The sequence below is a fragment of the Nocardioides sp. InS609-2 genome, assembly GCF_023208195.1.
In the GTDB taxonomy this organism is placed as follows: domain Bacteria; phylum Actinomycetota; class Actinomycetes; order Propionibacteriales; family Nocardioidaceae; genus Nocardioides.
The window spans coordinates 4,098,083-4,110,406 of sequence record NZ_CP060034.1 but is presented as its reverse complement, the minus strand read 5'-3'; the positions used below and the strand labels follow the sequence as shown (position 1 = coordinate 4,110,406).

Genomic DNA, 12,324 nt, shown 5'->3' with positions numbered 1-12,324 from the left:
GTCGTGCGATGACCCCGCTCGCCGTCGTCGTCGCCACCTGTCTCCTTTCGCTGTCCACGATGTCGCCTTCGGCAACGGCGCGGCTGAGCCGCTTGCGTCGCCGAAGGCCCGGGCCGAGCGGGCCGATGCGCCCGCCCTGCGCGTCAAGCCCCTCGTGACCGGGCTCAGCACCCCGTGGGACGTCCAGTCCCTCGGCGGCGGACGCCTGCTGATCACCGAGCGCGAAGGACAGCTGTCGCCGTGGCGCCGCGGCACGCGTCGTACCGTCGCGTTGCCGACCGACCTCGTCTGGGCGCAGGGCGAGACCGGCCTGATGTCGCTGGCGATCGACCCGGGCTTCGCAGACAACGGCCGCATCTACACCTGCCTCGGTGGCTACGCCAAGAGCGGCAACGACGTGCGCGTGCTCGCCTGGAAGCTCGACACCGAGGCGGCCACGGTCAGTGACCCACAGGTCTTGATCTCCGGTCTGCCGGCCACCAGCGGGCGGCACGGCGGCTGCCGGTTGCTCATCACGCGCGATGGCGCGCTGCTCGTCGGCACCGGCGACGCCGCCGTCGGCACCAACGCGCAGGACCTCGGGTCGCCGGGCGGCAAGACGCTGCGACTGAACCGGCGCACCGGCGCCCCGTGGCCGGGGAACCGCTGGATCGACTCGTCGGTCCCTGCCACCCGCTACGTCTTCACCTACGGTCACCGCAACGTGCAGGGACTGTCCCAGCGCACGGACGGCAGCCTTTGGTCGGCCGAGCACGGCCCCGACCGCGACGACGAGGTCAACCGGCTGCGCAGCGGAGGGAACTACGGCTGGAACCCCGTGCCCGGCTACAACGAGTCGGTCCCGATGACCGACACCTCGCTGCCCGGTCGGCAGATCAAGGCCCGCTGGAGCTCCGGCAGTCCCACCGTGGCCACCTCGGGCGCCGCGTGGGTCGCCGGCCGTGAGTGGGGGGCGTACGCCGGCACCCTCGCCGTCGCGGCACTCAAGGGCGAGCGCGTGCTGTTCATGAAGTTCGATGCACAGGGCAAGCTGCGCAACGTCCGCACGCCCCCTGCCCTGCGCAAGTACGGCCGACTGCGCTCGATCACGCAGACACCTCGCGGTGACCTGTTGATCACCACCGGCAACGGCACCGGTGACCGGGTGCTGCGGGTGCGGCCACGCCGGAGCCCCTGACGGCTGTCAGCGGGCGGAGTAGTCCCTGAACCCGCGCTTGGTCTTGCGACCGAGGTAGCCCGCGGTGACCAGGTGCTCGAGCAGCGGCGCCGGTGAGAACCCGGGCTCGCGGAACTCCAGGTAGAGCTCGCGCTGGATCGCAAGCGAGACATCGTTGCCGACCACGTCGAGCAGTTCGAACGGGCCCATCGGCAGAGCGCAGCCCTGCTTCATGGCGACGTCGATGTCGTCGGCGGTCGCGTAGTGCGCCTCCAGCATCTTGACGGCGTCGTTGAGGTAGGGGAACAGCAGCGCGTTGACGATGAAGCCGGCGCGATCGCCGCACGAGACGGCCACCTTGCCGAGCTTCCCGCACAGCGCGCGGGTGGTCTCGGCGACGTCGTCGGAGGTCGAGACGGTGGTGACCACCTCGACGAGCTTCATGATCGCGGCCGGGTTGAAGAAGTGCATGCCGACGACGTCCTGCGGCCGCGACGTGGCCTTCGCCAGCGCGATGATCGGCAGGGACGAGGTCGTGGTGGCCAAGATCGCGCCCGGCTTGCAGATGTCGTCGAGGTTCTCGAACAGCGTCGTCTTGACCGCGAGGTCCTCGGCGATAGCCTCGACGACGATGTCTACGTCCTTGAGGTCGTCGAGCGTCGTCGTACCGGTGAGCCGGCCGAGCACCTCGACCTTGGTCGCCTCGTCGAGCTTGCCGCGGCCGATGGCCTTGTCGAGCGAGCGTTCGATGGTGGCGCGGACGCCGTCGACCTTGTCCCGCGAACGGCCGACGTAGAGCACGTCGTAGCCGCCCTTGGCGAACACCTCGACGATGCCCGAGGCCATGGTGCCCGTGCCGACGACGCCGACGCGGCCGATCGCGTGCTGCAGCTGGGGGGCGCTGTCGGCCGACGGAGTGCGCTCGTCGGGTACGACGGCCGAGGAGTCCGGACCGTCGTAGGTGTAGAAGCCGCGGCCGGTCTTGCGGCCCAGCAGGCCGGCGGTCACCATCTGCTTGAGGATCGGCGCCGGCGCGTGCAGGCGGTCGCGGCCCTGCTTGTACATCGTGTCGAGGATCTCGTACGCCGTGTCGAGGCCGATCAGGTCGAGCAGCGCGAGCGGGCCCATCGGGTAGCCGCAGCCGAAGCGCATGGCGGCGTCGATGTCCTCGCGGGTGGCGTAGTGGCCCTCGAAGAAGGAGACCGCGTGGTTGAGGTAGCCGAAGAGCAGGGTGTTGGCGATGAAGCCGGCCTTGTCACCGCACACCACGGGATTCTTGCCGAGCTGGCCGACCAGGCCCGTCACGGCGTCGAGCACGTCGGGCTCGGTGACGACCGTGCGCACGATCTCGACGAGGTTCTGCACGGGGGCGGGGTTGAAGAAGTGCACGCCGACGACCCGGCCGGGGCTGTGGTTGGCCGTGGAGATCTCCGTGACCGAGAGCGACGAGGTGTTGGTGGCGAGGATCGCGTCGGGGCGGACGACCGCGTCGAGCCTGCGGAAGATGTCCTTCTTGATCTCGATCGACTCCACCACCGCCTCGACGACGAAGTCGGCGTCGGCCAGCCCGTCGATGCTCGTGGTGAAGCTGATGTGGCCGAGGATCTCGGCCTGCTCCGCCTCGGTGATCTTCTCGCGCTTCACCGCGCGGCCGGTGGAGTGCTCGAGGTGCTGGCGGCCCCGCTCGATGGCGTCCTCGCTCAGCTCGACACCGATGACGGTGAAGCCGTTACGGGCGAAGACCTCAGCGATGCCAGCGCCCATGGTGCCCAGGCCGATCACGCCGATGGTCTTGAAGACACGCTGCTCTGCGGGGGTACTCGTCATGGCGGGCATCCTCCCACGGGTCCCTCAGCGGCCGGGCGTGTGATCGCCCACACCGCCCGCTCGCATGGCGATCCGCCGGCCGTGCTGGTCAAGCCCCAGCTCCTGCTCGTGCTCCCTGATCGCCCTCAGATGGTCCGCCGGCTCGACTTCGGTGAAGCCGAGACGTGCGTAGAAGGGACCGTTCCACGACAGGTCGGCATAGGTCGTGAGGGTGATCTCGTCGAACCCGCGCTCGGTCGCCTCGGCCACGGCTGCCCGCACCAGCGCCGTTCCCACGCCGCGTCGCCCGTGTCCCGGGAGCACCGAGATCTGCTCGAGGTGGGCGTGGCCGTCGAGCTCCACGACATGGACGAAGCCGACCGCCGGGTCGCCGGAGACGAGCAGGAACCCCGGCTGCGTCGCACGCTCCTCCCCCGACGGTGCAGGCGAGGCGAGTACGTTGCCGGTCAGGTCGCCGAGGGCTTCCTCGAACAACGCGAGGCCCGAGTCCTCGATCGTCGCGATGCCGGGCAGGTCGGCTGCGGTGGCCGGGCGGACGTCGTACATGAGGAGGACTGTAGATTCCTCGCCGTGAGATTGGTAGTCGCTCGTTGCCAGGTGGACTATGCCGGACGGCTGTCGGCGCACCTGCCGATGGCCACCCGAGTGCTGATGCTCAAGTCCGACGGATCGGTGCTGGTGCACTCCGACGGCGGCTCCTACAAGCCGCTGAACTGGATGAGCCCGCCGTGCACCGTCAAGGAGGGCACCACCGAGGACGGCCGGGTCGAGTGGACGGTCACCTCGAAGACTGATGACACGCTGCGCATCCTGGTCGAGGAGATCTTCCACGACTCGACCCATGACCTCGGGATCGATCCCGGCCTGCAGAAGGACGGCGTCGAGAAGCACCTCCAGGAGCTGCTCGCCGAGCATCCGGCCACGCTGGCCGACGGCCTGACGCTCGTACGACGCGAGTACCCCACCGCCATCGGCCCGGTCGACCTGATGTGCCGCGACGCCGCAGGTGCCTCCGTCGCCGTCGAGATCAAGCGGCGCGGCGACATCGACGGGGTGGAGCAGCTCACTCGCTACCTCGAGCTGCTCAACCGCGATCCTCTGCTCCGTCCCGTGCGCGGCATCTACGCCGCCCAGGAGATCAAGCCGCAGGCCCGCGTGCTCGCTACCGACCGCGGCATCGTGTGCGCGATCGTCGACTACGACTCCCTGCGCGGCATGGACGACTCCGAGCACCGGCTGTTCTAGGCGGGTCAGGCTCCGCCGCGGTCCAGCAGTCGTTGGCGAGCCCGGCGGACCAGGTCCTGGTAGTTGGTTGCGAACGGCTCGAAGAGCACCAGCGCCTCGTCCTTCGAAAGCTCCACGCTCACCGAGTCGATTTCGCTCATGGCTCACCATCACTGCGTTCGTCGGAGAGCCCCCGCCGAGAGTCGAGGAGGGATGCTTGCCACGAGACTCGCGCAGGCGGGGTCATCAAGTCGAGCGCGCCGACAGCCCAGCCGGTCAAACACTGGCGGGGTGTGGGGCGCGGTGGTCAACCGGGATCGGTGCCCGCGGGGCCGCGGACGAAGATGTGGCCATGCGGACTGGTCCAGGTGTACGTCGCGGGGCCGGTGCGCTTGTAGCGCCAGGCGGAGTGGGTCTTCAGGCGGTGGTGTCGTCGGCAGAGCGCGGCAAGGTTCGCCGTCGAGGTGGGGCCGCCGGACTCCCACGGAGTGATGTGGTCGAGGTCGCCGGCTCTGGCGGGTCTGGTGCACCACGGGAAGACACAGGTCTGGTCGCGCAGGCTGACTTGCTCGCGAAGCCGGGCCGAGGGTTGGTAGCCCTCGCAGACAATGTGTTCGTTGAGGTCGATGACCGGCTTCACCACCACCTCGGTGGAGGACTGGCCGCACCACTGCTGGATCTGGTCGACGGTGGCGAGGTTGCCGCGTTCGAGGCGAGCGATCGGGTCGTCGTCACGCATGTGCACGTGGAGGACCACCTGCCGGGCCGCCGGAGCCGCATCGCTGGTTGAGGAAGGCGCCCTGGCGCCTGTCTCCAAACCCGCGGACAGGTCGAGCGAAAGCTGGGACCGCGCCATCTCACCGACCGCGGACGCCCGCCGGGCATCGAGCGACTCTTCGGACCCGAGGCTCTTCAAGACGTCTGCACCGTGGGTGACGGCGGCGCCGAAGTCGAGGGCGTCGGCCAGGTCGAGCTCGGCGGTCACCCGGATGGTGCCGGCGAAGGAGACCTGCTCCTCCTCGATCGTCACGTGCCGCCTGTCGGCAGCGAGCCGGGCTTCGGCAGCAGCGCGTTCGGGGTCGAACCGGGCGATCGCCGCATCCACCAACCGATCGACGGCCGAGGTCGAGGTGCGATGCGCGAACGGGGCGAGCTGGGCGTCGACGTACGACGCCGCCTCACGGGACAAGTCAGCGTGGATGGTGGTCTCCGCGACCCGGCGAGCACGCCAGGCCGGGAGGTTACCGGCGTGGACGAGTCGCCACAGCCGTGGGAGGCGGTGCCGCAGCTCGATCGCCTGGCCAATCAGGTGCTTCGCTGACACCGTCGAGATGACCAGGACCGCACCGACCCTTCGAGACGGGCCTAGCGGCCCTCCTCAGGACAGCGCCTCGGCGATGCAGAACTCCGCCACCAACGGCGCCCCCGGGCCAGCGACCGGCTCCTCATGCTCCGAGCCACCCGGGATCAGGAACGCGGCCGCATCCGACACCGACTCGGCCGGGTGCAGGTCAGCCCACTCACACGCCGCGACCAGCAGCTCGGCCTCCGCACGATCGGCAGCAACCCGGCTCGAGCGCGCGAACACCAGCACCGCGGATGCGGTGCCGGGAAGCTCGCTCGTCATGATCGCCATACGAGAAGCCAACCAGGGACCACCGACATTCCGTGCCAGATTCAGCCTGATCGGCTGCACTGTGGACAACTAGTCAAAATTCTCTCTTCACCACGCGTGAGGCCCTCTCATGGGTGCGTCCCATTTGTTCGTGACTGCACCGGGCAGGCTGGTCGGCAGGTGTGGGATGGCGTACTCCAGTGATCTGACCGACGAGCAATGGGCGTTGCCGGAACCCGAGTCGTTCGAGAACACCACCACCTCGGTGACCGGCTGGCTCCAGGTCGCCTGCATCGCGACCACTCTCCGCACCTGTCACGTGCACGGGCTTACCGGCGTTCTCCCGGCCGCAGTGTGCATGGGCGTGCCCGCGCGGAATGCGGCACGTGAGGACGTTGTGCCCACCATGGCCCGGCTCGAACGGGCTGCCTCCCCCTCCATGTGCCAGCAGACCCTTGGGGTGACCACCCGCTAGGGCTGGGCCACAGGAGACGATATGTGGCGAGTGGACGACTCGTCAGCCGATCCCGGCCATCGCTCACTGCGGCATGTGGGGAGGGCCGCAGCACACGCTATCTGCGCCCGATCAGGGAGTCCGCTCAAGCATTCGTCTCACCCAATGGGTCTGCCCAGACTTGAGTTGACTCCTAACCGCGAGGAGAGTGCGTTGCACGCCGTCGGCGTGCACCAATCGAGGCGTGCGCTCGAAGACAAGTCCTAGCTGTTTTCGTCGCGACCCCGTCAAAGTCAGGGAGCGCGATAGGGGGCCTCGTAGGACGGCCCCGTGACCTGAGTCCCGTGCTGCCAGCCTTGTGTATAGGTGATCTCTATCGCCGACATGTTCACTGCACCGTCGGTCCGTGGCGTGATGGCCATGACGATGTCTTGGTGCGCCGAGTCATCTGGCTCAAACCAAGCCCCTTCGGCGGGCACGGGTTCGGGACACGTCTTGTTGAACGAGCGTCGACCTACCAGGCCGACTCCACCGACCCCGCTGGCCGGGTCGATGGTGCAGACGAGGAAGCGCACCTCTGCGCGAGCCGTGTTCTTCATGAAGACTGGCGTGACCCGGTCAATGCGCACTCTCTCGGCGTCCTCCAGATGGCCGACCATTGCCACATAGTGCGTCTTGCCCACCGGGAAGCTCTCCGATCCCCATCCATTTCCGGCGGACGGGAACGCGGTGGGATGGGTCCGCCAATGCCAACCGGTCATGGCGGACCCTGCCAGTAGCACCGCGAACGCGGCAGCGGCACCCATACGGGCGGTCGAGCTTTTCTGGAACCGGCCGGATGCCGCTGCTTCGCTGTCTCCTGACATGCGGCGACTCCTCCGAAAGCTGCGGGTGTAGGACAGCGCTGAGACTAGCTGTCCCATGTCGGTCGTCGGCAGAAAGCACACGACTCTTCGCGGCATGACCGGATGGCCGCAGCGCACGCTATCTGCGGCAGATCCCGATGTGCCCGACTGCTGCCGGTGATGTGTTCCAGCTAGTGATGAGTTTTCGCTCCTGCGCCCGTCATACCTGCAACGGGACACGATGAGGCGGAAGGATGACGTAATGAGTGCGGATACGCGGCTGGAGGGGCTGGACGTGAGCGGTCTGGGCGAGGTCGACGAGCCGGCGTTCTCGGGGCTGGCGGAGCGTCACCGGCGGGAGCTGCACGTGCACTGCTACCGGATGCTCGGGTCGTTCGAGGACGCCGAGGACACCGTGCAGGAGACGTTCTTCCGCGCCTGGCGGCGGCGGGAGACCTTCGAGGGGCGGTCGACGTTCCGGGCCTGGCTGTACCGGATCGCCACCAACGCCTGCCTCGACCTGCTCGCCAAGCGCCGCCCGGAGCCTGCGACCGGCGGCGAGGTGCTGTGGCTGCAGCCCTACCCGGACCGGCTGCTCGACGAGCTGCCCGCGGGCGACGCGGACGAGCCGGAGACCCTCGCCGTCGCGCGGGAGACGATCGAGCTGGCGTACCTGGTCGCAGTCCAGCACCTCGCGCCGCGCCCCCGGGCCGTGCTGATCCTGCGGGACGTGCTCGGCTGGCCGGCCAAAGACGTCGCAGAGCTCCTCGGGGACTCCGTCAACTCCGTGAACAGCGCGCTGCAGCGTGCCCGCGCCGGCATGCGGGAGCACCTGCCCGCCGAGCGGCAGGACTGGACCGGCGGCGAGGAGGACGCAGAGACGCGCGACCTCATACGTCGCTTTACCGACGCGAGCGTGGCCACGGACGTCGAAGGGCTCGCTGCCATGCTGCGGGACGACGTCCGCTGCTCGATGCCGCCAACGCCGGGCCTGTACGTCGGCCGCGACGCGGTGGTGAGCAGCTGGGTCGAGGATGGCTTCGAGGGCATGAAGGGCCTGCGCGGCGTCCTCACCTCCGTGAACCGGCAGCCGGCCATCGCCTTCTACCTGTGGCAGAAGCAGGAGGACGCGTACCTGCCACTGACGATCGACGTCCTGCGGATCGCCGGCGGGGCGATCACCGAGATCCTCATCTTCCACGACGACCAGTTCCCGCGGCTCGGGCTGCCGGAGCGCCTGCTGGCGGACGGCACGGAGTAGTCCCGGTGCGGACGCTCGAGCTGCGCGGTGGCGCGCGTCTCGCGGTGGTCACGGCGGAGTGGTACGACGCGTTCGGCGTCGTCACCTGCGGGCGAGTGCAGCTGGAGCTGCGCGAGGGCGAGCCCGGGCCGGTCCTCGGACGGGACGCCGGGCTGGCTCCTTGGCACCGGCGTCCGCGCCCTGCGGAACCCCGGCCGTCGCACGGCGAGGGTGCGCATCGTCACCCCAGGGCCCGGCCTTCGCATGCCAGTCAACACACCCCGTACCTCAGTCACCGAACGATGGAGGAACGACATGGACAGCGTGAATGACACCCGAGTCGCCGCAGGCCCAGAATCGGGCCAGACCAGCGACACCCGCCGACTCCGCGGGCTCGCCGCCACCGGCTTCATCGCCACGCTCGTAGCGATGGTGGCCACCACCCTCGCCGCTGCGCTTGCCCAGGCCGTTGGCGTCGACTTCGCGGTCACCGATGGCGGCGAGACGATCCCGTTGTCCGGCTTCGCCGTGGTGACCGGTTTCTTCTCGGTCGTTGGCATCGTCATTGCCGTCGCGCTACTTCGTTGGAGCGCTCGCCCCGCCGAGCGATTCGTCTGGACGGCAGTGTCGCTGACAGCGATCTCACTGGTCCCGCCCCTCCTCTCCGGAGCAGGCACCGCCACCACCACCGCCCTCCTCGGGCTGCACCTCGTCCCAGCGACGGTGATGATCCCGACCCTAGCGGGGAGCCTTCGCACCCGGACCGATTGACGAACCACCCACGGGAGACAGGTGCGAAGGTACGCGCGCTACCGAGAACGACTCGCGGGAAGCGATGCACGGACCTCGACATGAGAGTGCGACTTCAAGGGCTCGACGACCCGAGAATTGGGACACATCCAATCAGAGCAACGCATGCCAGCGCACCTCCGCGTCATCGACCAGGCCGACTCGTAGGCTGACCGCGATGAACCACTCAGAGCGGCCACGCTGATGCAGATCTTCCACATCGCCACGGCGGGCGACTGGGAGGCCGCGAAGGCCTCCGGCGCCTACACGACCTCGACGCTGGGCCGCACTCTCGACGAGGAAGGCTTCATCCACGCGTCGCGCCGCGAACAGGTGAAGCCGACGTTCACGCGCTACTACGGCGACGTACACGAGCCACTGCTCCTGCTGACCATCGAGACGGACCGGCTCGACGTGCCGTGGCGCGAGGACCCGGTGGGTGACGACACGTTCCCCCACTTGTACGGCGCCCTGTCGCCGTCGGCGGTCGTCCGCACGCAGCCCCTCGACCGACGGGGCGGCACCGGGTCGCTGACGTCCGTGTTCGTTCAGGAGATGGCCTGGCGGATCGGTCCACTCCTGCTGGTGATGATCGTCAGCGGCATCGGCGCGGCGCTCGGCGGGCGCAGCGAGAGCGAGTGGGGGCCCTTCCTGGGCGCCATGGTCGGCCTGGTCGTCGGCGGTGCCGCAGCGGTGGCCGTCCTCAGACGACGCGGATGACCCGGCCTCAGACGCCGGCGACCCGCGGAGCCGTCGGGTCGGCTGCGGCGCCGCCCTGCTCGCGCGCGACGTACTCCTCGATGTCCGCGATGTCTTCCTTGTTGCGCGACACCACGGCCAGCAGGTCGCTCATCGTGGCGATCTCCTCGACCTGCTCCTTGATGAACCACTGCATGAACTGCTCGGAGGCGAAGTCTGACTCCTCGCGGGCGATCTTGAGCAGCGCGTTGATCTGCTCCGTGACCCGCCTCTCCTGGTCGAGCGCCAGCTGGATCGGCGCGACCAGCCCGTCGAAACCGGACGTCGGCGCCTCGACGGCGGGCATCACGACATCGGAGTCGGTGTCGAGGAGGTACTGCACCATCATCAGCGCGTGCTGGCGCTCCTCGAGGGCCTGCGTGTAGAAGAACGTCGCCATCTGCGGCATCGTCAGCGCGTCGTAGTAGATCGCGCAGGCCAGGTACTGGTTGTGAGCGGCGAGCTCGTTGCCGATCTGGGTGTTGAGCTGCTCGACGAAACGGGGTGCGGGCACGTTCACTCCTGCGGGGTACGGCGGCGGTCAGGCCGCGATCTTCTTCGACTTCTTCTTCTTCGCCCCGGCCAGGTCGACCTTGACGAGCTTGCGCTTCTTGACCGTATAGCCCTCCGGCAGCGTGCCTTCCTTCAGCATGCGCAGGGGGCACCGGTTGCACCGCGGCGTGGAGACGCAGCACTTCTTCTTGGGGAGCTTGGCGACCTTGTTCTTGCCCACACACGCACTTTACATCCGATAAGGCATGCCTAACCTAATCGTTCCAAAGTGAGAATGTCGGGTCTTCACGCTGTCCGTGGCGAGGGCTACCGTCATCGCCAACCCTACGAAGGAGACCTCCATGGCATCGCGGTTGAACCCCTACATCAGCTTTAAGGACAACGCCCGATGGGCGCTGGAGTTCTACCAGTCGGTGCTCGGCGGAGAGTCGAGCTCCAACACGTTCGGCGAGTACGGCGACCCGGCGGCGCCCGGCGCGGACCTGCTGATGCACGGGTCACTAGAGACACCGGCCGGCTTCACCCTGATGCTCGCCGACACCCCTCCCGGCAACCCGCACAACCCGGGCGACAACATCGCCATCAGCCTGTCCGGCGACGACAGCGAAGACCTGCGCGGCTGGTTCGCCGGGCTGTCCGAGGGTGGCACGATCACGGTCCCGCTCGAGAAGCAGACGTGGGGCGACGAGTTCGGCATGCTCACCGACAAGTTCGGCATCACCTGGATGGTCAACGTCGCGGGTGAGCCGGGTTGAGACGCCAGCCTTCGCCGTCCCGGTCCAGGGCGATGAAGCCGCCGCCGGGCAGCACGTGGTCCCACGCCGAGAGGCGCGGCTGACCTAGCAGCTCCGGCACAGTCGCCATGATGACTCCCCCGTGGCTGACGACCACCACGGCCTCGCCCTGGTGCTGGTCGGCGATGTCGTCGAGCACGCGGGTCATCCGCGCCACGATGTCGGCGATCGCCTCTCCGCCCTCGATGGTGGCGGTGTCGTCCCCGGCCGCCCAGGCACCGAAGACCGGCCCGATCACCTCCGACTCATCGGCGTCGGTGCCGGCCAGCGCCCCCACGCCGTACTCCCGCAGGGCCTCGCGCACCACCACGTCGACCCCGAGGTCGCAAGCGGTGATCTCGGCCGTCTGCACCGCCCGCGACAACGGGCTGCACCACACCCGCGAGATCCGCTCACCGCGGAGCGCCGCGGCCAGGCCGCGCGCCTGCGACCGGCCTTCGACCGAGAGGCTGCCGCCGTCGTCGGTGACGACCTCGGTCTAGTAGTCGGCAAGGCCGTGCCTGGCCAGGAAGATCCGCGAGCTGCTCACCAGACGCCCGCCCGCCAACCGCTGGCGTCGCCTTCCAGCCGGTACGACGCACAGTTGGCGACCTCGCGGGACAGCTCGGATGCCCCGGCGTACGCCAGTGATGCACACATAGCGCCGCCATGGCTGACCACCAGCAACGCCTCCCCGCGGTGGACGTCGGCCAGGCTGTCGAGCACGGCGAAGACACGCGCCGAGATCTCGGCGCCGGACTCACCACCGGGGACCCGGCGCTCCGCGTCCCCGGTCCGCCAGGCATCCATGACGTCCTCGAAGAGTCCGTGACCAGCCGCCAGGCCGAGCAGGTCACCGGGTCCGAACTCCTGCAGCCCCTCCCGCACGACCACGTCCACGCCCAGCCGAGCAGCGGCGAGCTCGGCCGTCTGGACGGCCCGGGCGACGGGGCTGGAGTAGACGGCCGCGATCCGCTCGCCGGCCAGCCTTCGCCCCAGCTCGCGCGCCTGCTCGCGACCCTGCAGGGTCAGCGAGCCGCCGGCGTTCGTCAGCAGGTCCGACTCGTACTCCGCCTCGCCGTGCCGCGTCAGGAAGACAGTGGTCGGGCACTGGAGGTCACTCATGCCGACACGCTACGCGAGATCGGTC

Annotated in this window: 16 protein-coding genes and 1 pseudogene; 7 read left to right on the top strand and 10 right to left on the bottom strand. The window is 68.8% G+C overall.

Annotated features, from left to right (window positions below):
- Nucleotides 1-154 precede the first annotated feature (154 nt).
- Nucleotides 155-1,177: a PQQ-dependent sugar dehydrogenase gene (locus tag H4Q84_RS21135; protein ID WP_248581036.1), complete on the top strand. Its 1,023-nt coding sequence runs from the start codon at nucleotides 155-157 to the stop codon at nucleotides 1,175-1,177.
- 6 nt (nucleotides 1,178-1,183) lie between these two features.
- Here H4Q84_RS21135 and H4Q84_RS21130 read toward each other — a convergent pair whose 3' ends face one another.
- Together H4Q84_RS21130 and H4Q84_RS21125 are read right to left on the bottom strand one after the other, a co-directional pair.
- Nucleotides 1,184-2,983 (bottom strand): 3-hydroxybutyryl-CoA dehydrogenase, encoded by a 1,800-nt coding sequence (locus tag H4Q84_RS21130; RefSeq protein ID WP_248581035.1) that lies wholly within the window; start codon nucleotides 2,981-2,983, stop codon nucleotides 1,184-1,186.
- Between the two features lie 24 nt (nucleotides 2,984-3,007).
- Complete coding sequence (locus H4Q84_RS21125; protein WP_248581034.1) at nucleotides 3,008-3,529, bottom strand: GNAT family N-acetyltransferase; 522 nt, start codon at nucleotides 3,527-3,529, stop codon at nucleotides 3,008-3,010.
- Nucleotides 3,530-3,553: 24 nt separating this feature from the next.
- Here H4Q84_RS21125 and nucS point away from each other — a divergent pair, with 24 nt between their 5' ends.
- On the top strand, nucleotides 3,554-4,228 hold the full coding sequence (gene nucS, locus H4Q84_RS21120) for an endonuclease NucS (RefSeq protein WP_248581033.1): 675 nt from the start codon (nucleotides 3,554-3,556) through the stop codon (nucleotides 4,226-4,228).
- Between the two features lie 5 nt (nucleotides 4,229-4,233).
- On the opposite strand, the gene H4Q84_RS23265 is transcribed toward nucS, so the two are convergent.
- The 3 genes from H4Q84_RS23265 to H4Q84_RS21110 form a co-directional block, all read right to left on the bottom strand.
- The gene (locus H4Q84_RS23265) at nucleotides 4,234-4,368 is read right to left on the bottom strand and encodes a hypothetical protein (protein WP_282580283.1); all 135 of its coding nucleotides are present in this window, start codon (nucleotides 4,366-4,368) and stop codon (nucleotides 4,234-4,236) included.
- Nucleotides 4,369-4,514: 146 nt separating this feature from the next.
- A complete protein-coding gene (locus H4Q84_RS21115) occupies nucleotides 4,515-5,531 on the bottom strand; it encodes an HNH endonuclease signature motif containing protein (protein WP_248581032.1) in 1,017 nt (338 codons plus the stop codon).
- Between the two features lie 54 nt (nucleotides 5,532-5,585).
- The gene (locus H4Q84_RS21110; RefSeq protein ID WP_248581031.1) at nucleotides 5,586-5,834 is read right to left on the bottom strand and encodes a hypothetical protein; all 249 of its coding nucleotides are present in this window, start codon (nucleotides 5,832-5,834) and stop codon (nucleotides 5,586-5,588) included.
- A gap of 139 nt (nucleotides 5,835-5,973) precedes the next feature.
- Here H4Q84_RS21110 and H4Q84_RS21105 point away from each other — a divergent pair, with 139 nt between their 5' ends.
- On the top strand, nucleotides 5,974-6,297 hold the full coding sequence (locus tag H4Q84_RS21105) for a hypothetical protein (protein ID WP_248581030.1): 324 nt from the start codon (nucleotides 5,974-5,976) through the stop codon (nucleotides 6,295-6,297).
- A gap of 272 nt (nucleotides 6,298-6,569) precedes the next feature.
- Here H4Q84_RS21105 and H4Q84_RS21100 read toward each other — a convergent pair whose 3' ends face one another.
- A complete protein-coding gene (locus H4Q84_RS21100; protein WP_248581029.1) occupies nucleotides 6,570-7,142 on the bottom strand; it encodes a hypothetical protein in 573 nt (190 codons plus the stop codon).
- A gap of 241 nt (nucleotides 7,143-7,383) precedes the next feature.
- Between H4Q84_RS21100 and H4Q84_RS21095 the strand changes: the two genes are divergently transcribed.
- From H4Q84_RS21095 to H4Q84_RS21085, 3 genes are all read left to right on the top strand, one after another.
- A complete protein-coding gene (locus H4Q84_RS21095; RefSeq protein WP_248581028.1) occupies nucleotides 7,384-8,382 on the top strand; it encodes an RNA polymerase subunit sigma-70 in 999 nt (332 codons plus the stop codon).
- Between the two features lie 294 nt (nucleotides 8,383-8,676).
- Nucleotides 8,677-9,132, top strand: coding sequence for a DUF6069 family protein (locus H4Q84_RS21090; RefSeq protein ID WP_248581027.1), 456 nt, complete (start codon nucleotides 8,677-8,679; stop codon nucleotides 9,130-9,132).
- A gap of 222 nt (nucleotides 9,133-9,354) precedes the next feature.
- Nucleotides 9,355-9,870, top strand: coding sequence for a DUF952 domain-containing protein (locus tag H4Q84_RS21085; RefSeq protein WP_248581026.1), 516 nt, complete (start codon nucleotides 9,355-9,357; stop codon nucleotides 9,868-9,870).
- Between the two features lie 7 nt (nucleotides 9,871-9,877).
- On the opposite strand, the gene H4Q84_RS21080 is transcribed toward H4Q84_RS21085, so the two are convergent.
- Both H4Q84_RS21080 and H4Q84_RS21075 read right to left on the bottom strand, forming a co-directional pair.
- Nucleotides 9,878-10,402 carry a ferritin gene (locus H4Q84_RS21080; protein WP_248581025.1) on the bottom strand — a complete coding sequence of 175 codons (525 nt, stop codon included), beginning with the start codon at nucleotides 10,400-10,402 and terminating at the stop codon, nucleotides 9,878-9,880.
- A 27-nt stretch (nucleotides 10,403-10,429) separates the two neighbouring features.
- Nucleotides 10,430-10,621, bottom strand: a complete 192-nt coding sequence (locus H4Q84_RS21075) for a hypothetical protein (protein ID WP_248581024.1) — start codon at nucleotides 10,619-10,621, stop codon at nucleotides 10,430-10,432.
- A gap of 121 nt (nucleotides 10,622-10,742) precedes the next feature.
- Here H4Q84_RS21075 and H4Q84_RS21070 point away from each other — a divergent pair, with 121 nt between their 5' ends.
- On the top strand, nucleotides 10,743-11,156 hold the full coding sequence (locus H4Q84_RS21070; RefSeq protein ID WP_248581023.1) for a VOC family protein: 414 nt from the start codon (nucleotides 10,743-10,745) through the stop codon (nucleotides 11,154-11,156).
- Here H4Q84_RS21070 and H4Q84_RS21065 read toward each other — a convergent pair.
- Nucleotides 11,131-11,634 (bottom strand): annotated as a pseudogene (locus H4Q84_RS21065) (histidine phosphatase family protein); the annotation flags it as partial. The gene H4Q84_RS21070 and the pseudogene H4Q84_RS21065 sit on opposite strands and share 26 nt — an antisense overlap.
- An 86-nt stretch (nucleotides 11,635-11,720) precedes the next feature.
- Nucleotides 11,721-12,299: a histidine phosphatase family protein gene (locus H4Q84_RS21060; RefSeq protein WP_248581022.1), complete on the bottom strand. Its 579-nt coding sequence runs from the start codon at nucleotides 12,297-12,299 to the stop codon at nucleotides 11,721-11,723.
- Between the last annotated feature and the right edge of the window lie 25 nt (nucleotides 12,300-12,324).

Bases quoted from the DNA above. Each gene is read 5' to 3' on its own strand.
- H4Q84_RS21100 (WP_248581029.1), bottom strand. From the start codon at position 7,142: ATGTCAGGAGACAGCGAAGCAGCGGCATCCGGCCGGTTCCAGAAAAGC.
- H4Q84_RS21110 (WP_248581031.1), bottom strand. From the start codon at position 5,834: ATGACGAGCGAGCTTCCCGGCACCGCATCCGCGGTGCTGGTGTTCGCG.
- H4Q84_RS21125 (WP_248581034.1), bottom strand. From the start codon at position 3,529: ATGTACGACGTCCGCCCGGCCACCGCAGCCGACCTGCCCGGCATCGCG.
- H4Q84_RS21130 (WP_248581035.1), bottom strand. From the start codon at position 2,983: ATGACGAGTACCCCCGCAGAGCAGCGTGTCTTCAAGACCATCGGCGTG.
- H4Q84_RS21090 (WP_248581027.1), top strand. From the start codon at position 8,677: ATGGACAGCGTGAATGACACCCGAGTCGCCGCAGGCCCAGAATCGGGC.
- H4Q84_RS21060 (WP_248581022.1), bottom strand. From the start codon at position 12,299: ATGAGTGACCTCCAGTGCCCGACCACTGTCTTCCTGACGCGGCACGGC.
- H4Q84_RS21085 (WP_248581026.1), top strand. From the start codon at position 9,355: ATGCAGATCTTCCACATCGCCACGGCGGGCGACTGGGAGGCCGCGAAG.
- H4Q84_RS23265 (WP_282580283.1), bottom strand. From the start codon at position 4,368: ATGAGCGAAATCGACTCGGTGAGCGTGGAGCTTTCGAAGGACGAGGCG.
- H4Q84_RS21070 (WP_248581023.1), top strand. From the start codon at position 10,743: ATGGCATCGCGGTTGAACCCCTACATCAGCTTTAAGGACAACGCCCGA.
- H4Q84_RS21095 (WP_248581028.1), top strand. From the start codon at position 7,384: ATGAGTGCGGATACGCGGCTGGAGGGGCTGGACGTGAGCGGTCTGGGC.